This window comes from Planctomycetaceae bacterium, assembly GCA_041398825.1.
Taxonomy (GTDB): domain Bacteria; phylum Planctomycetota; class Planctomycetia; order Planctomycetales; family Planctomycetaceae; genus F1-80-MAGs062.
In genome coordinates, this window is record JAWKTX010000007.1 from 1 (window position 1) to 23,266 (window position 23,266).

The 23,266-nt window shown below is 54.1% G+C and carries 8 protein-coding genes; 5 read left to right on the forward strand and 3 right to left on the reverse strand.

Annotated features, from left to right (window positions below; translation table 11 throughout):
• Positions 1-158 precede the first annotated feature (158 nt).
• Together R3C20_13625 and R3C20_13630 are read left to right on the forward strand one after the other, a co-directional pair.
• On the forward strand, positions 159-14,336 hold the full coding sequence (locus R3C20_13625) for a cadherin-like domain-containing protein (protein ID MEZ6041540.1): 14,178 nt from the start codon (positions 159-161) through the stop codon (positions 14,334-14,336).
• An 18-nt stretch (positions 14,337-14,354) separates the two neighbouring features.
• A complete protein-coding gene (locus R3C20_13630; protein MEZ6041541.1) occupies positions 14,355-16,805 on the forward strand; it encodes a diguanylate cyclase in 2,451 nt (816 codons plus the stop codon).
• Between the two features lie 179 nt (positions 16,806-16,984).
• Here R3C20_13630 and R3C20_13635 read toward each other — a convergent pair whose 3' ends face one another.
• The 3 genes from R3C20_13635 to R3C20_13645 all read right to left on the reverse strand — a co-directional run bounded on the left by R3C20_13635 (position 16,985) and on the right by R3C20_13645 (position 20,217).
• On the reverse strand, positions 16,985-18,520 hold the full coding sequence (locus tag R3C20_13635; GenBank protein MEZ6041542.1) for a sulfatase: 1,536 nt from the start codon (positions 18,518-18,520) through the stop codon (positions 16,985-16,987).
• 120 nt (positions 18,521-18,640) lie between these two features.
• Entirely contained in the window at positions 18,641-19,840 is a 1,200-nt protein-coding gene (locus R3C20_13640; GenBank protein ID MEZ6041543.1) for a lactonase family protein, read from the reverse strand.
• A gap of 170 nt (positions 19,841-20,010) precedes the next feature.
• Positions 20,011-20,217 carry a CDGSH iron-sulfur domain-containing protein gene (locus tag R3C20_13645; protein ID MEZ6041544.1) on the reverse strand — a complete coding sequence of 69 codons (207 nt, stop codon included), beginning with the start codon at positions 20,215-20,217 and terminating at the stop codon, positions 20,011-20,013.
• Between the two features lie 331 nt (positions 20,218-20,548).
• On the opposite strand from R3C20_13645, the gene R3C20_13650 reads away from it, so the two are divergent.
• The 3 genes from R3C20_13650 to R3C20_13660 all read left to right on the forward strand — a co-directional run bounded on the left by R3C20_13650 (position 20,549) and on the right by R3C20_13660 (position 23,248).
• Positions 20,549-21,529 carry an AAA family ATPase gene (locus R3C20_13650; GenBank protein MEZ6041545.1) on the forward strand — a complete coding sequence of 327 codons (981 nt, stop codon included), beginning with the start codon at positions 20,549-20,551 and terminating at the stop codon, positions 21,527-21,529.
• 49 nt (positions 21,530-21,578) lie between these two features.
• Positions 21,579-22,592, forward strand: a complete 1,014-nt coding sequence (locus R3C20_13655; GenBank protein ID MEZ6041546.1) for an L-threonylcarbamoyladenylate synthase — start codon at positions 21,579-21,581, stop codon at positions 22,590-22,592.
• Positions 22,593-22,669: 77 nt separating this feature from the next.
• Positions 22,670-23,248 (forward strand): DUF6580 family putative transport protein, encoded by a 579-nt coding sequence (locus R3C20_13660; GenBank protein ID MEZ6041547.1) that lies wholly within the window; start codon positions 22,670-22,672, stop codon positions 23,246-23,248.
• Positions 23,249-23,266 lie beyond the last annotated feature (18 nt).

Below are 23,266 nucleotides of genomic sequence, written 5' to 3' on the forward strand. Positions count from 1 at the left end.
TGACATCGGAGCAGATTCTCACGGATACAGATGGCAGCACGTTTGTCCGATACCGATTTGAGTTCGTTGCAGATTCGATCTCATCCACATTGACGTTTACGGACACCTCCGATGACGCTGGGTCGATGAGTGCAGCCACCAACGGAGTCGACTCCGCGGTGGACAACATCTCAGTCCGCCAAATCAATGGCCAAATTGGCACTGCCAACTATACGGAAGACGGAGCGGCGGTCGTGTTAGACAGCGATGTCACGCTATTCGATGCCGAAATCAACGCGGCTCTCGACAATTTTGACGGAACCACGCTCACACTGGTTCGCAATGGCGGCGCAAACAGCGATGACGTATTCAGTGCCACTGGAAACCTGGTGCTCAACGCCGGAACTCTGGAACTATCTTCCATCAATATCGGAAGCTACACCAATGCCGGTGGCCAGCTTGCAATCACCTTCAACGCCACCGCGACCGGCGGGCAGGTCAATGAAGTTCTGCATTCTATCACCTACAGCAACAGCAACAACACGCCACCAGCCAGCCTGCAAATCGACTGGACCTTCAACGATGGGAACGCGGCCAACGCGCAGGGCACAGGCGGAGCGCTGGACGCAACGGGCTACACGGTCGTCCAGATCACCGCGGCGAATGACGCTCCGGTAGTGGCCAACATCGAAGGCACTGCGCTTAGCTACACCGAAAACGACGGACCGGTGGCGATCACGTCGGCGGTTACGATCACGGATGCAGACGGCACAACGATCGAATCGGCAGTCATCTCGATCAGCAGCAACTATGTCGATGGCGAAGATATTCTGGCATTCACGGATCAAAATGGCATCACCGGTGCGTGGGACTCGGTGAACGGTACGCTCACGCTCACCGGGTCGGCAACGCTGGCAAATTACGAAACCGCGCTTCTTAGCATTACTTATGAAAACACCAGCGATAATCCGACTGCGGCAACTCGCACCGTCAGCTTCACGATCAGCGATGGCATCGATAACAGCGTCACTGAGTCACGCGATATTGTTTTGACGGCCGTCAACGACGCGCCGGTCAATGTCATGCCTGGTGATATGGTCACTGACGTCGACACGCCAGTTGTTCTTTCTGCCGCGAATGCAATTCAGGTGAGTGATGTGGATGCACAGGCAGGCAGCATTCAAGTCACCTTGTCAGCGACCAATGGCACGCTGACGCTGGCTTCGACCACGGGTTTGACGTTCTCAACTGGTGACGGCACGGCGGATTCAACGATTGCGGTGACAGGCACCGTTGCGAGCATCAATGCGGCTTTGGATGGAATGACGTTTAGTCCCACCGCGTCGTTCAACGGCACGGCTGTAATCAACATCCTGACCGAAGATCTGGGCAACACGGGAACCGGCGGCAATCTGACAGACAGCGATCAATTGAACATCCAGGTCGGCGGCATCAGATTCCAGGAAGGTGTGGACGGCTACGTCGGTACGGAAGACACCTTCGTTCGACAGTACGCCGCCTCCAGTTCGTTTGGCAACGATACGATTGTGGAAACGAACAACTGGTCTGGTTTTGCAGAGCAGGGGCTCATTCGGTTTGAAAATTTGTTCGGTGCCGGAGCAGGCCAGATTCCGGTCGGAGCGACCATTGCCAATGCGACGCTGTCGGTGTATGTCTCACATCGCAATGACACGGCACCTGCTTCCGTCGTCGGTCTCTACAAGATGAACCAGACCTGGTCCGAATCGTCTACCTGGAGTTCGATGGTCGGCGGTATTTCGACGAACGGTACCGAGGCTGCTGCGGTTGCTTCTGACACCATTTCCGCAACCACCGCCGGATGGGTGACGTTCACAAACCTGGCTGCTGATCTTCAGGGCTGGGCAAACGGAGATGCGAATTACGGCTGGAGCTTACTCACAAACGATAGTGATGCGTGGGAATTCATTTCGTCAGAAAACAGCAACGTAACGCTTCGACCGTATTTGACGATCGCCTACCTTCCACCGCAACCAGCGGCGATTGATCTCGACGCCAACGACAGCTCAGGCGCTACGGGCACTGCATTCAACGGCAGCTTTACGGAAAACGGCGGTCCCGTGCTGATTGCCGATAGCGATGCCACGCTGACGGACAGTGACAGCACTCATTTGAATTCGATGACGGTCACTATCAGCAACCTACTGGATGGGGCCGCCGAATCGTTGGCCGCCAATACCACGGGAACGTCCATTACAGCATCGTATGACAGCGGTACGGGCGTGCTGACCCTGAGCGGCACGGATACGATCGCCAACTACCAGCAGGTGCTGCGAACGATTCGGTACAACAACACCTCAGAAGACCCGACAACGACAGATCGAACCATTGAGTTTGTTGCCAGTGATGCGTTTGTCAGCAGTCTGACGGCGACTACTACGCTTCAGATTGTTGCTCTCAACGACGCGCCCGTGCTCGATAACGCGGGCACCATGACATTGAACACGATATCGATTTCAGATCTGAACAACCACGGAAATACGATTGGCCAAATCATCGCTTCTGCTGGCAGCGATCGTATCATAGATGCGGATGCCGACAATGAAGGCATTGCTGTCTATGCGACGACAGCAGCAAATGGCACGTGGGAATACAGCATTGACGATGGAGTCAGCTGGAATTCGATTGGTGTCGTGTCAGCCAGTCAGTCACTGTTGCTCCGTGATTCTGACCTGGTACGGCTTGTTCCTTCAGGCACGGTGGGCAACTCAAATTCGATCTCGTTTCGGGCCTGGGATCAATCGGTCGGCATTCAGGGCACTAAAGTTGACTCAAGTGTGAATGGTGGGACATCTGCCTTCAGCACTTCGACAGAAACTGCCAGTATCAATGTCGCGATTGCCACGGGTCAGCCAATCGCGACATACGACTGGGTCGCAGTGTCTCCGAATACCCCGACAACCATTAATGTGACCAGCAACGACTACGATCCACAGGGCGACCCACTGACCGTTCTTGATGTCACGAACCCGTCACACGGCAGTCTGACATATAGTGGCTCAGATATTACATACACATCCGATATTGCATATTTGGGAACAGATTCGGTCCAGTATCTTGTCACCGACGGAAATGATAGTCTGACCAACTACTGGAAACTGGATGGAAATGCCATTGACTCCATCGGAAGCATTGATGGAACTCTGGTCAATTCGCCGACGACAACAAGCGGCTACTATGGTCAGGCGCTTCATTTCAATGGCACGTACGAATATGTCGAACTCGGAGATGTGACATATAACAGCGAGTTCTCTTTGTCGTTCTATTTTAAGGTCGACGACAATTCAGGAACCAGCATTCAGTATCTCTACAGTCATGGAGCGGTCGCAAACTCCAATATGGTCTTTGTCGCGCTTGCGGAAGACAACTTCACGACCATCTCCCAGCGAAAACACATCATCACAACCATTCTTGACTCAAAGGATAACATGACGAATGGCCAGAGCTTCGTCGATATTTCTTCATTAATTGCAGATGGCAACTGGCACATGTACACGGCCACCGTGACGCCGGGTACAGGCACACGCGTCTACATCGATGGTTTGCTTGAGGACACCATCAACCGCGGCGGCGAGGCCATTAACCCGACAGGAAACGCTTACATCGGAACCCGGTCGGATCTGGATCCCAATCGTCACTTCAATGGCAGCATTGATTCGGTAGCTGTCTATGATCGCGCGTTGTCTTCGACGGAGATCAGCGAACGGTGGAGTGGCAGTGGCCCTGTGGGCACACTTGATATCTCTGTCAATGATGCACCGACTGTGGTCACAACATCGGGGAGCAGTGCGTATGTCGAAAACGCACCTGCAGTCGCTGTTGATGGATCAATCACGATCAGCGATACAGATTCAGCGACACTGACCGCCGCTACGATCCGGATCTCGGGCAACTACTCGAGTGGCCAGGACCAGCTGCATTTTGTCAACCAGAATGGCATCACCGGGACGTGGAATGCATCAACCGGAACGCTTTCGCTGACAGGAAACGCCTCGCTCGCAAACTATCAGACAGCTCTTCGCAGCATCACGTTTGATAACGCCAGTGAAATGCCTTCGACGGCCCTTCGGACAATTTCGTTTTCTGTCAATGACGGTTTTCAGGAGTCGGCAGCCCAGACACGAACACTCACCGTCGAATCGGTCAATGACACGCCTCAGAACTTCATTCCAGGCACCCGGACGACAGGGGTCAATTCTGTTCTGACGATGTCCGGCACCCTGGCCATGATTGTTTCGGATGTCGATGCAGCCAACAACCCGCTGCGGGTTACACTGTCAGCAACGAACGGATTGTTGTCGTTGAGTACCCTGGCTGGGCTTTCTTTCGACATGGGGGATGGCACAAGTGATTCGACAATGCGATTCAGCGGCACTCTTTCAAGTATTAACGCCGCTCTCGATGGACTGCAATTTACTCCGGACACCGACTTCGCCGGGACTGCCCAGGTTTCTATCCTGACGGAAGACCTTGGCAATACCGGAACCGGTGGCAGTCTGAGTGATGCCGACATTGTCGAAATCATCGTGGGTGGAGTTCGCTTCCAGGAAGGCGTCAACAGTTACACCGGGACTGAGGACACGTATGTTTCTCAGGCAGCAGCAACGACATCCTTCGGGAGTTCTTCCAGCGTCACCGCAGATAACGTCGGCTCCACGGCAAACGGGTTGATTCGATTCGACAATATGTTCGGGACGAACCCTGGTCAGATTGAATATGGATCGACGATCCTTTCTGCCAGCCTCTCGATTTATGTCACAAACACGGACAGCGCAGAAACCCTTGCTTTACGTCAAATGTTGTCCACATGGTCTGAAGCGTCGACGTGGAACACCACTGTAAACGGCATTCAGGTCGATGGTGCAGAGGCATCGCTTGCCATCGAGGCAACCATTGACGCCGGTCAGAGCGGCTGGGTCACCATCACAGGACTTCAGGATACGGTTCAGCAATGGGCGGATGGCAGCGACAACTACGGTTGGGCCGTGATTTCGGCCGCCGCGGATAACTGGATATTCGAATCTTCCGAATCGGCAACGGTGGCGCTGCGGCCGTATCTTGCAATCGAGTACACGCTGCCTCAGGCTCCAAAGCTTGATCTCGACGCCGACGATAGTTCGGGGCTTTCCGGCGCGAACTATCAAACAATCTGGACCGAGGGCCTTTCATCCATCCTGATCGTGGACGCCGACGCAACCATCACCGATTCAGACAGCTCTGTACTTGAGTCAATGACCGTGACCATCACAAACCTGCTGGATGGCACGGCCGAATCACTGTCCGCGAACGTCGCAGGCACGGGCATCAACGCCAGCTACGACAGCGGAACCGGAGTTCTGAGTCTGTCGGGCACAGACACGGTGGCCAATTATCAGCAGGTGCTTCGGTCAATCGTTTACGACAATTCATCCGATTCGCCGGACACCACGTCCCGAATCGTCACAATCGAAGCTGCCGACCTGTTTGCGACCTCAACCGTGGTCACCAGCACTGTTTCCATCGTTGCGACGAATGACGCACCGGTGCTCTCCAATCTTGAATCGACGGCGCTGACATACACAGAAAATGCGGCGGCCACTCCTGTTTCAAATGTGATCCTGGTAAGCGATGCAGACGACGCCAATCTCGAATCAGCAACGATCCGTATCAGCAACAACTACGTTTCCGGTGAAGACGTCTTGTCGTTCACGAACACAGGCAACATCAACGGAACATGGGATGACACAACGGGAACGCTGACACTGACCGGATCCGACAGTCTGGCCAATTACCGATCCGCCCTTCGTAGTGTGACTTACCATAACCTGAGCGACGCACCTGCCACCGCGACTCGAACACTGACGATTCAGGTGAACGACGGTGACATGGACTCCAATGTTCAGAGTCGATCAATCGACATTATGGCTGTGAACGACGTACCACTTTCCGGTGCGTCCGGATCAACGCAGCCTGAAGACACCACCTCCATGGTCATTCTGCTGAGCGGTAGTGACGTGGACGGAACCGTCATTGCGTTCCAGTTAAATTCGTTGCCATCGAATGGAACGCTCTACACGGATGCAAGCCTGACCGTAATAGCATCCATCGGTGTTGACTACGCCGCTACGGCAGAGATTCGCGCACTGTATTTCGTTCCTGACAGCGACTGGAATGGCACAGCCAGTTTTTCATACTCAGCAAAAGACGATGCGGGCGACCTGTCAAGCGTGCCGGGCACTGCCAATCTCTATGTGACCGCTGTCAACGATGCCCCTGTCCGAACAGCCGGGACGGTTAGTGATTTGACGGTTGCAGAAGACAGCGGCCTGACCAGTCTGGGGCTGAGCGGCCTGAACTACAGCACCGGCGGCGGCATCGATGAAGCATCTCAGTCGCTTTCGTATCGTGTCACCGCAGTTCCGAATGCTGCGATTGGGGAGATCGTTCTGGCAGACGGCACAACAGTCGTCACGGCCGGGACAACGTACACCCTTGCCGAAATTCAGGGGATGCAATTCCGTACCGCCGCTGACGCAAACGGAGGCCCGGAGACCTTCTCGTTCACGGTTACCGACGATGGAACCACCAACGGCAGCAGCGATCCAGTGTCGATCGCTGAAACAATCAATGTGACGGTAAACGCTGTCAATGACGCCCCGGTTGTCGACGATGGCTCCAATATTGGCTACTCCGAAGGCAGCGGAGCGACAGCATTCACAGGGAAATCGATTGTCGATATCGACAGCACAGATTTTGATGGCGGCGTCCTGAGTGTTCTGATTTCTTCCGGCAGTGATGGAACTGACACTCTCCGAATCGTTCCCAACTATGGTGCTACGATCTCGGGCAGCAACGTCATCGTCAGTGGTGTGACAATTGGTACCATTTCCGGAAACCTGACCAACGGTCCGCTGACGGTTACCTTTAACGCTAACGCGGGTCTTTCGGATGTCCTGGCAGTCTACCATGGAATATCGATCCAGAATCTGACCGATAACCCAACGCCGGGCGCACGTGTGGTGAGCGTCGTCCTGACAGATGGAGACGGCGGAACCAGTAATACGGCTACTGCAACACTGACTCTGACAGCCATCAACGATGCACCATTCAACAATGGAAGTCTTCCTGCATCAGTCACTGTCATCGAAGACGTTGCAACAGCGATCGACTTATCCGGAATGGACGTGATTGATCCGGATGCGAACGCCGGCGAACTCACCCTGAAACTAACGACCTCAACCGGAGGGAATATCAATGCGGCAGCCGCAGCTGGCATCACGATCTCCGGCAACGACTCCGGCAGCCTCTCCATCACCGGCACATCATCAAACCTCAACAGCTACCTGAACAATTCTGCCAATATTTCGTACCTGCATTCTACGGGCAATCTGTTCGGCAACAGTGTCGACACGATTGCTGTTTCAATCAACGACAATGGCAATACCGGCGCTGGTGGCAGCGTTGACGTGCTGTTTGGAACAATCAACGTCGACATCACACCCGTGAATGACGCGACAGTCATTGATCTGGATGCAGACGACAGCAGCGGAGTGACAGGTCAGAATTTCCAGACGACGTTTACTGAAGGCGGACCAGCCGTTGCCGTTTCAGATTCAGATGCCACGCTCACCGACATCGACAGCAGCACACTTGCAGGTATCACGGTGAAAATCACAAATCGCCTGGATGCCGAAGAAGCTCTCACTGCTGATACAACCGGAACGGCCCTGACGGCTGTCTGGGATACGAACACCGATACGCTGACCATCAGCGGTTCTGGTTCGATTGTCGATTACCAGTCGGTCCTGCAAACCGTCCTTTACAACAACAGCAGCGAGAATCCGGATACTTCGACTCGCAATATCACGTTTGTAGCAAATGACGGGACCAGCGACAGCCAGATTGCAACGACCAGTTTGTCTGTCGTCGCAATCAACAATGCTCCCGTCATTCTTGCGAACTCCCTGACAGTGACTGAGGGCGATTCCGTCACCCTGACGACGGCCAATCTTGATTCCGTTGACCCTGACAACGATCCATCAGCACTGACATGGACCGTCTCAGGCATCAGTGGTGGCCATTTCGAAAGATCAGGCCTGGCGACCACCAGCTTCACTCATCAGGACGTTATCGACGGACTGGTCTCATTCATTCACGATGGCAGTGAGACGCCGGCAGCTTATTCTGTCAGTGTTTCCGACGGTTCTCTGTCCACCGGCCCACAGCCGGCCGCCGTGGTCTACACAGTGGTTAACGACAGTCCGGCCATCGGAACCAACACCGGCATCATGGTGCAGGAAGGCTCAACCGGTAATGTGATTGATTCTGCATCGCTGAATGAATCAGACCCGGATGATTCCGGCAGCGAATTAACATATCGGCTGACCTCGAATGTCTCGAACGGAGAGTTGCGACTGGACGGCACGATCCTGGGAACGAATGACACGTTTACTCAGGCCCAGGTGGATCTGGGGTCGCTGACCTATGATCACGATGGCAGCGAAACAACTTTCGACACCTTCTCTTTTGAATTAACCGACGGTGGCGAAGACGGCTCAACTTCCGCAACGGGTTCATTCAGCATCTCTGTGACGAATATCAACGACGCGCCCGTCCTTACGACTCCAGGTACTCAATCGACAATAGAAGGCACGCCGACTGTATTCAGCACGGGCAACAACAACGCCATCTCCGTTTCAGATTCCGATGCTCCCGAACTGACGGTTTCCATCGCGGTTCAGGATGGCACAGTGACTCTGAGTTCCATTGCGGGTTTGTCATTCGTCACGGGTGACGGAATCGCAGATGGAACGATGACCTTTGACGGGACAATCGCTGACATCAATGCCGCTCTGGATGGCATGTACTTTACGAACAACATTAATCACGATGTCATCGGCACAATCACCATCGATATTTCGGACAACGGATTCTCCGGAACTGGCGGCGTGATGACCGATTCCGGCAGCCTTGACATTACCATCAACAGTCCACCGGCACCACCGGTTGTTGGTGACGCATTCCTGCAGGGCAGCTTCGTTCAGGTTGGTCTTGGGGCAGATGGAGCATTCGGTTCTGACGGAGTGGCACCTTCAGGCTACGCACTTGCAGGCGAGCAACTGGCGTTGACAAGTGATCCGGACAAGGACGGATTTGGCACCTACGACGGCGACTTTGCACTGCCAGGATCACCGGAAGAAGGCTGGGGCGTTCAGGTTGGAGGGATCAGCTACAACAATAACAACAACATCCTGACCCCGGAAATTACCGGAACACTGCAGGGCCTGACGACAACCACATCGCAGCAGTCAGTCGACTGGTCTGGCGGTGTGGCAGGACTGCAAATCGATCAGACATATACAGTTCTGGCAACCGAGCTCTATGTCGACGTCGTGGTGACACTCACAAATACGACGGGATCGGACATGTCTAATGTCTACTACATGCGAAACATCGATCCCGATAACAATCAGGCGCAAGGGAGTGCGGATTCTTTTACGACGATCAATACCATCGTTGCTCAGGGCAACGATGGTGGTGGGCAGGCCATCGTTTCGGCAACACAGTCTGACGGATCCTACCTTGCACTGGTCGGCTATGGCGAAAATGCAAGGGTCTCTTACGGAGGATTTTCCAACCGGAATGCTACGGACGTCTTCGATGCGACAAATGGACTGAACGGAGCTGGCAGTAATACGGCTGATGAAGCAATTTCTCTTGCTTACAAGTTTACTTCGATCAGCGCGGGTGAATCCGTGACGGCTCACTATCGATACTACCTTGGTCAGGATAGTGTCCCCTCGATTGACCTTGATTCGGACAACAGCACTGGAATTTCAGGAGCCGATCTGTGGACACAGTTCACGGAGAATGGTGGCCCCGTTGGCATTGCCGATTCCGATGCATTCATCACGGATCTTGGCGACAGTCAGCTCAGCGGCCTTACAGCAACCATTTCGAATCTGCAGGACGGAGCATCCGAAATTCTGTCTGTCGACACCACGGGCACGAGCATCGTGGCCAACTACAGTGCCGGAACCCTGACTCTTTCCGGAAACGCAGCCATCTCTGAATACACTCAGGTGTTGCGCACTTTGACATACGACAATACATCGGATGCTCCCTCAACCACCACAAGACTCATCGAAGTCAGCGTGACCGATGGCATCCACAGCAGCAATCTCGCCACAGCCCAGGTCACAATCAATGCTTTGAACGACGCTCCAGTCTTGTCTCCGGTCTCGCCTGCATTTTCCACAATCACGGAAGATGACACGGCAAACTCAGGAAATCTGGTTTCTGAACTGCTGGGAAGCAGTGTTACAGATGCGGACTTGACAGCACAGCAGGGAATGGCGATCACCGGCATCAACAACAGTCATGGCATCTGGCAATTCAGCATCGATGGTTCGAACTGGAACGACATAGGCACGGTTTCAGAATCTTCCGCCCTGCTTTTGAGGGCCTCACACCGAGTGCGGTTTGTCCCGGATACAATCGATGCTGACACGGCATCAATCAGCTATCGTGCGTGGGACCGCACGAGTGGAATTGCGGGGACTAAGGTTGATGTAACCATCAACGGAGGAACGACAGCGTTCAGTGCCGCCAGCGATACAGCCACTATCAGCGTTACCGCAGTCAATGACGCCCCGGTGCAGACGGTACCGGGAACTCAAACCGTTGTGGAGGAACAGCAAACTTCTATCCCAGGTATTTTCGTCTCAGATATTGATGCCAATGGCCTGCCCGTTTCCACGACTCTTTCGGTCAACAATGGTGTCATCAGCCTGGCGCTGGTCAACAGTGCGACAATTACGGCGGGCAGCAATAACAGTTCCACGTTGACCATTACGGGCCTGATTGCGGACGTCAATGCGACACTCGCCACTCTGAGCTACACAGCAAACACCGATATCAATGGCATTGCTGCGGATTTGCTGACAGTCACAACAAGCGACAATGGCAACACGGGTGGCCCGGCACAAATCGATATTGATACCATTCAGATTGACGTTTCGAATGTGAACGACGAAGAAGTGCTCGTCACAAACCTGGGTCTGTCATTGAACGAGGGTGACACCGGGATTGTGATTGGTCCTTCAATGCTGCAAACAACGGATGTGGACAATACTCCGGCGGAGATCACTTATCTCCTGACATCATTACCGACGTCCGGAGTCCTGCGCCTCAATGGCATTGTACTCAACATCTCTTCCACCTTCACTCAGGCAGATATCGACGCGGGTCTGCTAACCTACGATCACGATGATTCCGAAACCTTCATCGACGGATTCAAATTCACCGTCGACGATGGCAGTGGCACGACAACAAGTTCCGACTTTGCCATCACCATCATGCCGGTCAACGATCAGAACCCTGCGATTATCAGCGACGGTGGCGGGCTGGAATCGGATATCTCCATCGCTGAGAACACGACAGCAGTGACAATCGTTCAGGCTTTCGATGGTGACCTTCCGACCCAATCTTTGTCGTACCATATTGCCGGTGGCTCTGACGCGAGCCTCTTCACGATTGATTCCGTGTCTGGCACACTGAATTTCACTGCTCCCGCCGATTTCGAGAACGCCATCGATGCCAATTTTGACAACATCTACGACCTGATCGTTGAAGCTCGCGACGGACAGGGACGCATTGGGCAGCAGACACTTCATGTGCATGTTACGGATGTGAACGAGCACACGATTACTAACGTAACAGACATCGATGCCACACCCGACAGCATTGACGAAAACAGTGCTGTCGGCACCGTAGTGGGAATCACAGCCTTTGCTGTCGATCTCGATGGAACAAACAGCAACATCACCTACTCACTCGATGACGATGCCGCAGGAATCTTCCAGATCGATCCCAATACCGGAGTCGTCACCACTGCCAGCGCCATTGATTTCGAATCCGTCGGAAACAACCTCAACATCACCGTCAGGGCGACATCCGAGGACGGATCAACATCCACTCAGGCATTCAACATCGGCGTCAATGATCTCGATGAATTCGATATCACACCGGTCACAGACATCGATGCCACACCGGACAGCATTGACGAAAACAGTGCTGTCGGCACCGTAGTGGGAATCACAGCCTTTGCCGTCGATCTCGATGGAACAGACACCGTCTCCTACACACTGGACGAAAGCGCCGGAGGCCGGTTCTCCATCGACAGCGTATCCGGGCAGGTCACAGTCAATGGGCAGATTGATCGGGAAGCCGCTGGCTCATACGCAATCACAGTTCGCGCGACATCGACCGACGGCAGCTATACAACAAAGACCTTCACGATCAACATCGGCGACGTGGATGAATTTGACGTATTAGTCCCCATAGATCTGGACACGGCTCCGAATGCACTTGCCGAAAACGCTTCTTCAGGCAGCCTGACTGGCATCACGGCCTTCGCCGTCGATGCAGACAGTACGACAAACATCATCACTTATTCACTTGTCGATGATGCTGGCGGGCTGTTTAGTATTGATTCAAACTCTGGTGTCGTCACGCTGATCGGTTCGCTGAACTACGAAGCGCAGAACCAGCATATCATTACTGTCCGTGCTGACAGTTCCGACGGAAGTTCATCTATCCAGGACATTGTGATCGCAGTCACAAATGTCAACGAAAGTCCGGTACTGCAGAATCCGACGCCGTTCATTCTTGACGAGAACACTCCGGCGGGAGCAATCGTTGGCGTGATGACAGCAAGCGATGTCGATGCGATGGATGAGCTTCGTTATTCACTGAGCATGACATCGCCAGGAGTCGCAGCAGCGTTTGATATTGACCCGATGACCGGAATTATTCGAGTGCTGGATGCCTCACTTCTGGATTTCGAAACTTCACCCGTCTTCTCCGGAATTGTCACCGTCACGGACCTTCAGGGACTAAGTGATCAAATCGGCGTGACGTTTGTACTGCAGGATATCAATGAGCAGCCTGAAAGCATTCTGCTCACCAACGCCACAATCAATGAGAACAGTTCGGCGGGAGTATGGGTTGGGCAGGCCGCAGCACTGGACGTTGATGCTGGCGACCAGATCACCTACAGCCTTATCAATTCCGCAAACGGCTTTTTCGCGATTGATGCGGTGACGGGAGACGTTTCTGTCGCTGCCGGTGCAATTCTGGATCATGAGGCGACGCCAGCCGTAGGCATCGTCGTTCGGGCGACGGATGCCAGCGGACTCTTTCGCGATCAGGGATTCAGTATCACGGTACTGGATGTGAATGAGGCTCCCGTTGCTGTCGACGATTCATTCCAGGGATTGCAAACATTTGCCATCGACAGGTCAGCTGGCACATTGACGGCAAATGACATGGACGTTGATGGAGATGCAATTACTGTTGTCCTCGTGTCCGGAGCAACCAGCGGCTCGCTGACCGTTCGCCCAGACGGAAGTTTCTACTATATGCCAGCTGGCGTCTTTGCCGGCAACGACTCGTTCACTTACCGAGTCACCGACGGCCAGTATCTCAGTGATATCGCAACGGTCACACTCAGTATTCAGGTCAGCATACAGCCACCGGCAACAACCACGCCGACAACATCCACGCCATCAACCTCAGGTCCGTCCAGTGGAATATCGAATGAATCCATCAATGGTATAGACGCAGAATCTGATCTCATTCCGGATATCGTCCCAGGTACCTTCGGCAACAGTTATTCGCCTGAACCCGAAAGCCGAGTGACAGACAGGCGATCCGGTGATTCCGGAAGCGAAGAAGACTCAGGAACTCAAACCGAGACACAGATCGGCAGGAACGCCACAGGAAACTACAAATCCGGAGTCATGTTCCCGGGCGTTCTTTCAACGTCAGACGAGGACCGCAATCTGGAAACGACGTTCTTGATTGCTTCAAATCTGGACGCGGTACCGGACCGACCAGTTTCCAATGACGGACTTCGCGGACCGCATAGCTCACGATCACACCTCAAGAGTGTCGAATCTCCGATGTGGGGAGGAACAACTTACCTCATCGGTCCATCTGAATCGATTATCCCAATCGGATCATTGAAGCTGGACAACCCGTCTTTCCATCAACAGATGATCGACCAGCAATCTGAAACGCTCTTTACGAACAAAGTCGTCGTGGGCACGACAGCAGCAGTCTCGACATCAGTTTCTGTGGGCTATGTTGTCTGGATGCTGCGAGGGGGAACCCTACTCAGCACATTCCTGTCAGCGCTTCCGGCCTGGCAGGCGTTTGACCCGCTTCCGGTTCTCGATTCATTCGAACGAAATCAGGAAGAAGATAACGAATCACTGCTTTCGATGGTGACCAAACCTGCTCCCGACAAGGGAGGCAGCGGGAATATCGAGAGTTAAGACTAGCAAAGACCGTACATGAAGCCCCTCTCATCCACATCACGGATCGTGGTTGGCCTGGTCAGTCTGGCAATCAGCAGCGTGCTGGTTGCCAGTCTGATCGGTCTGATCCCGGATTCGCAAACGGCATCGATTGCCAATCGAGCAGCGTTTTGCGAATCGACATCTATTTCGTTCATGGCCATGGCTCCTCGGATGAGCGCTGCGCAGGTCCAGGAAACCCTGCAGCAAGTCGTCGACCGGCAACCAGAGATTGATTCGCTTGGCATTCGCCAACTGAGCAATGAGCTGGCCATCAACATCAATGACCACTCGTCTCGCTGGGATCCGACAGACGTTGCATCCAACAACAATCAGTTCATTGTGCCGATTTCAGCAGACGGACAGCCATGGGGACAAATGGAAGTCCGATTCAAACCAACGACGGGCCCCTTCGGGCTGCCTGTCCGGTTCGACATTGCACTTGTCGCGTTCATGGGGGTCGGTCTCTCGATCGGATTCTACTTTTACCTTCAGCGCGTCCTCAAACATCTGAATCCATCGCATGTTGTCCCTCCACGCGTCCGCGAGGCTCTGGATGCGCTTGCGGAGGGGCTACTGGTGTTAGACCTGAAAAAGCGAATTGTCCTCGCGAACAAGGCATTTTCACACTGCACCAACATTTCCGTTGACGCATGGATTGGCAAGGACGTGGGAATGACGGGCTTCCAGATTGCCTCAGAAGCGACCGAACCACACCTCCCCTGGGAGGCAACACTGCGTGGCGGTCAACCCATCCGCGGCGTTCTTATGAAGTTGTTTACGGAAGGACGCGAAAAAACATTTTCCGTCAGCGCCGTACCGATCCATGATGACCGAAACAACGTTCGAGGGGTCGTTACAAGTTTTGAAGACGTCACGGTCCTGGATCAGAAACAACGCGAACTCAAGGACGCTCTGACATCTCTGAAACAATCAAGTGAAGAAGTCCGACAGCAGAATCGTGAACTCGAATGGCTGGCCACACGCGACGCGTTAACGGGCTGTGTCAACCGCCGCAGCTTCTTCAAGATATTCGAAGAAGACTGGGACCGATTCAGCACAACGTCTGCACAGTGCTGTGCAATGATGGTCGACATCGACCACTTTAAGTCCATCAATGACAATCATGGGCACGCGATGGGCGATGAAGTTCTGCGCCGCGTTGCTGCAGCGGTCATGCAAACGGTAACCGACCCGGGTGTCGTGTGCCGTTACGGGGGTGAGGAGTTTTCTGTCTTCCTGCCCGAAACGGATCTGGATGAAGCAGAAATGGTGGGCGAACGCATTCGACTTGCCATCATGTCACTGAAGATCTCGAGTCTGAAGATCACTGCAAGTCTCGGAGTGGCCTCGACCGAATGCGAAGCGACATCGCCCCAGGATCTGCTCGACAAGGCCGACAAGTGCCTTTACGTTGCCAAGCGACATGGCCGTAACCAGGTGATTCGCTACGACAAAGCGCAACAACAGATTGCTGCACTGGGCGATAGTCCTGCTCCAATTCGCCGAGAAAATGCTGAACCGCAGAAATCCAGGGCAGCCAACCGAACCATTCCATTCCAGGCGGTCTCTGCACTGGTTTCGGCCTTGTCATTCCGCGACCACCGAACAGCTGCACATTGCCGTCGCGTCGCTGATCTTTGCGTTGCAACCGCAGAAGGCCTGCTGTCGATGAAAGACTGCTACAACCTGGAACTGGCCGCACTTCTTCATGACATTGGAAAGATTGGCATCCCCGACAACATTCTTCACAAATCGGGTAAACTAACCGACGAAGAATGGGAGATCATGAAACGACACCATTCTGTGGGTGTGCGTCTTGTGAAGTCTTCCTTTGCTTCCAGTGTGCTTACGGAAATCATGGAGCAGCAATCGCTCTGGTTCGACCTGAGCAATGCAGGGCACGCATTCCCGGAAGGCACACGCCCAACACTCAGTGCTCGAATTCTGTCAATCGCCGATGCCTACGATTCAATGTCCTCAGAAGCCAACTACCGACGACGCCTCACCCCGGCCGAAGCATTCTCCGAATTGCGGAAGTGTGCCGGGACACAGTTTGACCCGGAACTTGTCGAACGTTTCATTACCGCTGTCAAACTTCAGAACCAGGACCAGCACAGCCTGCCACAGGTCTCCACCGACACCGCGCTGGACATCGGCCTGCAAATCGAACGGTTTGTCACTGCACTCGATGACCAGAATACGGACGATCTGAAAGAGTTAACCGATCGACTCCATCACACTGCAGTAGAGTCGGGAATTGACCATATGGCCCACGTAACAGAAATGCTCAAACAGGCGCTGGACGAGGGTAACGACATCATTGAAGTAATGCAGATTGCAAACGAACTGCTCGATCTTTGCCGCCTAACCCAGGTTTCACTCATTCAATCGCGGCACAGTGGGGGCTACTACGTGGGTGACCCCGAACTTGCTTCTGCCTGCTGATCTCACCATACAGCGCGGCTGCGCACCGGGCGACCGACAATTCAGTTTCAGCTGTCCGTTGGAAAGCCAGGGCAGGCACGCAGGACGACTGGAAACCATCGTGCTTTCAGGTCTCCTGATCGAGCCAGTGCCGTTTCTCAATAGGTTAGGTTAGCCTGCAGAACCGAATATCCTGACGGCTATTCATACTCCCATTTGGAAGCCCAGGGGTCGCGAGTCGACTTCTGCCACTCCTGCACCTTCTTCTGCATGCGGCTTAGTCGCTCCGCAAACTCCGGCTGCGTTGCCAGATTGACCAGTTCATCGGGGTCCGAGACCAGGTCGTACAATTCATGCCGTGGACGATGCAGGTATTGATAGACCGGCCGAACGCCATACATCGGTTCTTCACGTTTCAGCACCCCCTGCCAGGTTGGCGATGCATACAAATCGGATGCAAACGGATAGGGCAGCTGATGTGCAACATTGAAGATGTATTTGTAGTTGTCCTCAACCACAACCCGCATCGGATAGTAGGTCGTAATCTCATGGAATGTGTGTGATGCAAAGACTTCACGAAACTCATCGTCATGCCTGCCGTCGACAGCATCAAGGAATGAGCGACCGGCAAACTTCACAGGGCGAACAGCATTCCTGCCGCCAGCCGAAGCGGATTGATCAGCACGGCCCTTGTTTTCTGCCGGACGAATTGGCGATCGTGGCTTCGGTGTCACACCACAATAGTCCAGAACAGTCGGCGTAATGTCCACCCAGGAAACCATGGCCGAAGAAACGACGCCTTCCGGCTGTCCCGGATTTCGAACAATCAACGGCAAATTCATGCCGGCCTGATACAAAGTGGTCTTGGCCGCAGGAAACGGAGGGCCATTGTCACTTAACAGCATGACCAGTGTGTCGTCCCAGTGCCCGGTTTCAACCAGCGCGTTGAGCAAGTGGTCCACGCCCTGATCAAATCGTGTAATGGCCTGATAGTACTCGGCCATCTCTGAACGGGCTTCTTCATTGTCGGGAAGCCATGAAGGCATCGGAATATCTTCAGGACGAAACCGAACAGTCTCCACACCGGGGTAATGCTTCGGATCGTTGTTGAAGTTCGCAAATCCGCCGGGACCGCCACCACGATGCGGATCACTCGAACACCAGTACAGGAAAAATGGTTTTGTGTCGTCTTCCAGAATCCATTCCTTCGCATTGGCGGCCATGACAACACTGTTTCTCGCGCCAGATGTCCCGTCGTTCCTGTAGTCCTGAAAGAAATAAACGTAATCCGGTGCAAGGTGATACTTACCAATACTGCAGGTGCGATAGCCGGCATCACCAAGAATAGCAGGCAACGTTGGTACAGATTCATAAGTACTGAAATGATTGTAGCCGTGGGCATGACCAAAATGCCCGGTCGTGTGATTGAACTGTCCTGTCATCAACACAGATCGACTCGCGCTGCAACTTGCTGTGGTACAGAATGCCCGAGTGAATCGGGTCCCGTGTGCTGCGAGGCGATCGACTCCGGGAGTTCTCGCGACGGTGTCTCCATAGCAGCCCAACTGCATTCCGAGATCGTCCGCAACAATCACAACCACATTGCGTCGTGGCTGTTCCTTCGCCGATGTTTTTTCCTGAGCTGAAAGATTGCTGGAGACTGCAAGCAACAACACGCCCGGAAATGAAAACAGAACCAGGGTGAGTCGGGAGACTGAGGTGAAAACTCTGAACATTTTAGACGTCCCTTGTTCATGAACAGTCAACAGAATCGAAGAAGTGCAGCAGAGCTGAATTCAAGGCCTTGCTTCCAGCCGCCATCAGCAACGCGGGAATCAAGCTTCTGGACGGCTGCACTATTCGAATCCAAATAGAACACAGATGGCGGACGGCGCATGGACAATGCTTCGATTGTAAGTCAGCCTGCCGGACTGCTGATCAATTTCAAAGCTCGCAAGCGTATGCGAGTCCTGACCACCAACAATCAGCCAGTGGCCCGTCGGATCCAGGTTAAAATTCCTCGGCGTAGCACCTCGCACATGAACATTTTCCAGCAGTGTCAACGCGGCCGTTCGAGGTTCGAAGTGAAATACGGAAATCGTGTCGTGCCCTCGATTCGCCGCGTAGACGAAACGGCCATTTTCGTGGATCCGAATTTCGGATGTGCTCAGCCCCTTCTCGGACAAATCAGATTCCGGAATCGTGAAGACCGTATTTACGGGTGTCATCGTGCCCGCTTTTGCGTCCCAGGCAAAAACGGTGACGGTCATACCGATTTCATTCAGCACCAGTATATGTTTACCATCCGGATGAAACTTCATGTGCCTTGGGCCACTTCCGGGCGGCAGGATGCCTGCTCCATGCCTCACCAGCTTTGGAGACACTGCATCAAACTGATAAATCACCACCTGGTCCAAACCCAGGTCCGGTACGAGGACAAAACGGCGATCGGCTGAAAAACCGGCCCAGTGCGCGTGCGAGGAGTCCTGCCGGCCAGGCGTCACTTTCGATCCACCTTCGTGATCCACAATCTGAATTCGCTGTTTCAGAGATCCATCCGTATTCAGGGTAAACAATGCAACAGAACCGCCGCCGTACTGCGCTGTCACCAGGAATTGCCCGGTCCGATCGACGCTCAAATGGGCCGCACCACCATCCCCGATCTCAATAGTATTCAACAGCGTCAATGACCGCTTCCCGGGAGCCCCTTCCATCGAATAGGCAGCCACACACGGCTCATCCTGGATTGTTGCCACAGCGTAGATCACCGGACGTTTGGGGTGCATCGCGAGAAAGCCAGGAGCATCCGCTTCTGCGGCGAGAACGGGAGAAGACAGCTTTCCCGTCTTGCAGTTGAGTGTCGTGTGGTAAATCCCTCGACTCAGTGAAGATCGACCTGTCCCAATCCAGACATCAATGATGTCCTGAGCAGAAACGCTTTGTGGAATGAGTGCAGTGCCAAATACCAGGAAGCAGGTCCACACAAACGACAGACCTGAACGGAAACATGCATCCACACTCGGATTTCGACACTTGCTAAATCGAACCGCCATCATTGTCGAGCCCCTGCTTTAACGTTTGGGGTGCGGTTTCGGCCCCTTCAGAAGCTTCCGAAACCGGAATCACACTGTCACGGGATCGCCAGGATTGCCACTGGCACTGGCACTGGCACTGAATTGCTGCCGTTGCTGGATTGCCACGGTCGCCGGATTGGAAATGAGTCGATTCAGACGGCTCGTTCTGAAGATTCGAATCCACAACCCTTGTGAGCGCCATCGCAAAACGGACGTCTTGCAGAAGCCCCGCAGCGGCAAAGAGCGACCATCTCTTTGCCCTGACAATCAAAGGTGTTGCCTGCGGCATCACAGATGGTCACCGGCCCGGCGACAAGAAATGGGCCATTGTCCCGAACATCAATTTTGACTTCCGCCATGAGATTGCTCCCGTCAATGCAAATTGACCTGAATTGAAAAATGAAAGTTTGGCCCGCGTTCTGGACGCAGACGTGGACCTTATACTGAAGCGACCAACAATCCGGAATTGTCACAACCACGGAATGATTTGGAAAGCCATGGGGCACCTTTGATCCGCAAGTACGATCGACGCAAGCCAGAGGATTCCACAACGGATTCGCCCGGTGGGCTCGACGCCTCCCGTATTGGCGTCATACTCCACAACGGCACAGCAACACCATGATGGTACGCGGCAGAATTCCCGACCCGGGAACCCGATTCAGTAAGAACAGCAAGAGAGTTCACGGATTCATGAGTACGACGCACAATGTTGAGGGAATTAATCTCCGACTCGCGACGCCGGACGCAAGCAAGGCTGAATGGATTGGTCAGACGGAAGTTCTGCGACAGCTTCTCGCCTGCTGGCTGGTGGTCGATGAACGAGACCTTCCGCTCACTCCCCGACTGGTGGGCACCCCGGGTATCGGCAAGACCACGCTCGCCATATCTGCCGCTCGCAAACGGAATCAGGAACTGTATATCTACCAGTGCACTGCGGATACACGCCCCGAAGACCTGCTGGTTACGCCTGTGCTCGCCGAAAGCGGCAAGATCGCCTATCACGCTTCGCCCATGGTTACCGCCATGATTCGCGGTGGCGTCTGCATTCTGGATGAAGGCAACCGCATGAACGAAAAGTCATGGGCGAGTCTGGCACCGCTGCTCGACTATCGACGCTATGTCGAATCGATTGTTGCCGGGATCACGATTCACGCGCATCCTGATTTCCGATGCGCTGTCACAATGAATGATGATGAATCGACATTCGAAATTCCGGACTACATCCTCAGCCGATTGCAGCCAACGCTAACACTGGGACATCCGTCCCGCGAAGATGAACTCACCATTCTGCAGTACCATCTGCCATTCGCTGATGATCAGATGCTGAATTTGACCGTCGACTTCCTTCAGCAGGCCCATTCGCTGAATCTTGATTTTTCAACCCGTGACGGAATTAATATCCTTCGCTTCGCACTCAAACGATTATCACAGGACCCCACACACCCGGTGGCCAGAGATGACGTCTGGCGCGAGGCGCTGGAACGCTGCCTGGGAGAAGATGCCAGTGATCTTCAGTCGTTAGCTGACAAACGCAGTCAGTCGCTGGGCGGAAATCAGATTCCAATGGGCCTCGGTGATTTCTTCTTTTCACCGGACGACCCACTTCATCCGGATATGGACGACCTTGATGACCTCGATGAAATGGATGACCTCGACGACCTGAACGACTGACGATTACGACGCCTGACGAAATCCCCATCTTCTGACTGCTCCTGATGCTATGTGTTCGACAACCGCTTCTGTCATCATCGACTTGTCAAAAGCGGCGAATGCGTTGCGAAACGGTCAACTCGTCGCATTCCCGACCGAAACGGTGTACGGACTTGGGGCCGACGCCACCAGTAGTGCGGCAGTGGCTCGGATTTTTGAAGCCAAACAACGCCCCAGCTTCGACCCTCTGATCGTTCACATTGCATCACAGCAGCAGTTGCCGCAGGTGGTGCAGATATTCCCCGACGTCGCCAGAAGACTGGCCGATCACTTCTGGCCCGGACCACTGACGATGGTACTCCCCCGAAGCGCCAGCATTCCCGACCTTGTCACTTCCGGACTGCCCGGTGTTGGCGTGAGGATTCCGGCCCATCCGATCGCCCGAAAACTACTTGAGCTGACCGATCGTCCCATCGCCGCCCCCAGCGCGAATCCTTTCGGACGCATCAGCCCGACCACAACGGCTCACGTGCTTCAGGGGCTCGGAGATCGGATTGACTTTGTGGTTGAAGGCGGTCCCTGTGGAGTTGGTCTGGAATCGACCGTGATTTCTCTGATGCAGGAACAGCCCCTGCTACTGCGTCATGGAGGCATCCCACTGGAATCCATCGAGCAGATTGTGGGAACCATCGCCGTCGCAGTTCCGAATTCTTCTGCCGATGACGCAGCTCAACCTGCGCCTGGGATGCTGAGCCGCCATTATGCACCGCGAAAACCACTGATTCTTCTCCCACATGAAGCTCGCGCCATCCCTGTTTCAGGGCAAAAATGCGGCCTGCTCACGGAATCAACGCGAACGTGGGACGACGGGTTCAGCCAGATCCTCCTGCTTCATTCCGATACAAACCCGGATATCGGAGTTCGACTGCAAACGTGTGCAGCAAACTTCTTTGCAATGATGAGAGCACTCGACTCAGCCGATCTTGATGTTATCATCGCACATGAGTTTCCGGAGGTTGGACTGGGGCGAGCCCTGAATGATCGGCTCCGTCGCGCGGCCGCTGGAAGCCGTCACGCTTCGTGATGTACTGTCTGACGAACGGTACGGTTCCTGATGCACCGTCACCTGGTCCTCCTTTCCGTGAAATCCCAGCGATCCCAATGAATAAGCCCCTGCAGCTCTTAGTACTGTCTGCCTGCCTGATTGCAGTCATCCCCCGACTACTATCGATGCCATTCGAATGGAATCTGTCTGCTCTGGGCGCCCTGGCTTTGCTTTGTGGGGCCACGGTCCAGCCGCGATGGCTGGCACTGCTGATTCCACTGGGTTGTCGTTTCCTGACCGACTGCTGGCTGGAAGCCAGGACTGGCCACGGCTTCTATAACAGCATGCTGTTCGATTATGCCGCTTACGGGCTCATCTGTTTGCTGGGCTGCTCCGTTGGTCGTGTGGGTCCGCTGGGATCACTTCTGTCCGGAATTGGCTCAGCCATTTTATTCTTCGTGGTCAGCAACTTTGGCGTCTGGATGCTGGCATCAGACCACTATTACGCTCGCGATCTCAGTGGATTGCTGAATTGTTACACGGCAGCGGTTCCGTTTGCCCGCGGGACATTTCTAGGTGACATTGCATTCAGCCTGATCTTTTTTGGTCTGCTCAATTACCTGCCCGGGTTGCAGACACGTTCAGCGGTTTCCGAGGAACCAGCAATGGAAACTCCGGGAGCCTCTGAATCCTGAGCCACACGGAAAACAGAA

What these genes read in the sequence shown, in the direction of transcription:
- R3C20_13630 (MEZ6041541.1), top strand. Translation starts at nt 14,355, where the DNA reads ATGAAGCCCCTCTCATCCACATCACGGATCGTGGTTGGCCTGGTCAGT.
- R3C20_13635 (MEZ6041542.1), bottom strand. Translation starts at nt 18,520, where the DNA reads ATGTTCAGAGTTTTCACCTCAGTCTCCCGACTCACCCTGGTTCTGTTT.
- R3C20_13640 (MEZ6041543.1), bottom strand. Translation starts at nt 19,840, where the DNA reads ATGATGGCGGTTCGATTTAGCAAGTGTCGAAATCCGAGTGTGGATGCA.
- R3C20_13645 (MEZ6041544.1), bottom strand. Translation starts at nt 20,217, where the DNA reads ATGGCGGAAGTCAAAATTGATGTTCGGGACAATGGCCCATTTCTTGTC.
- R3C20_13650 (MEZ6041545.1), top strand. Translation starts at nt 20,549, where the DNA reads ATGAGTACGACGCACAATGTTGAGGGAATTAATCTCCGACTCGCGACG.
- R3C20_13655 (MEZ6041546.1), top strand. Translation starts at nt 21,579, where the DNA reads ATGTGTTCGACAACCGCTTCTGTCATCATCGACTTGTCAAAAGCGGCG.
- R3C20_13660 (MEZ6041547.1), top strand. Translation starts at nt 22,670, where the DNA reads ATGAATAAGCCCCTGCAGCTCTTAGTACTGTCTGCCTGCCTGATTGCA.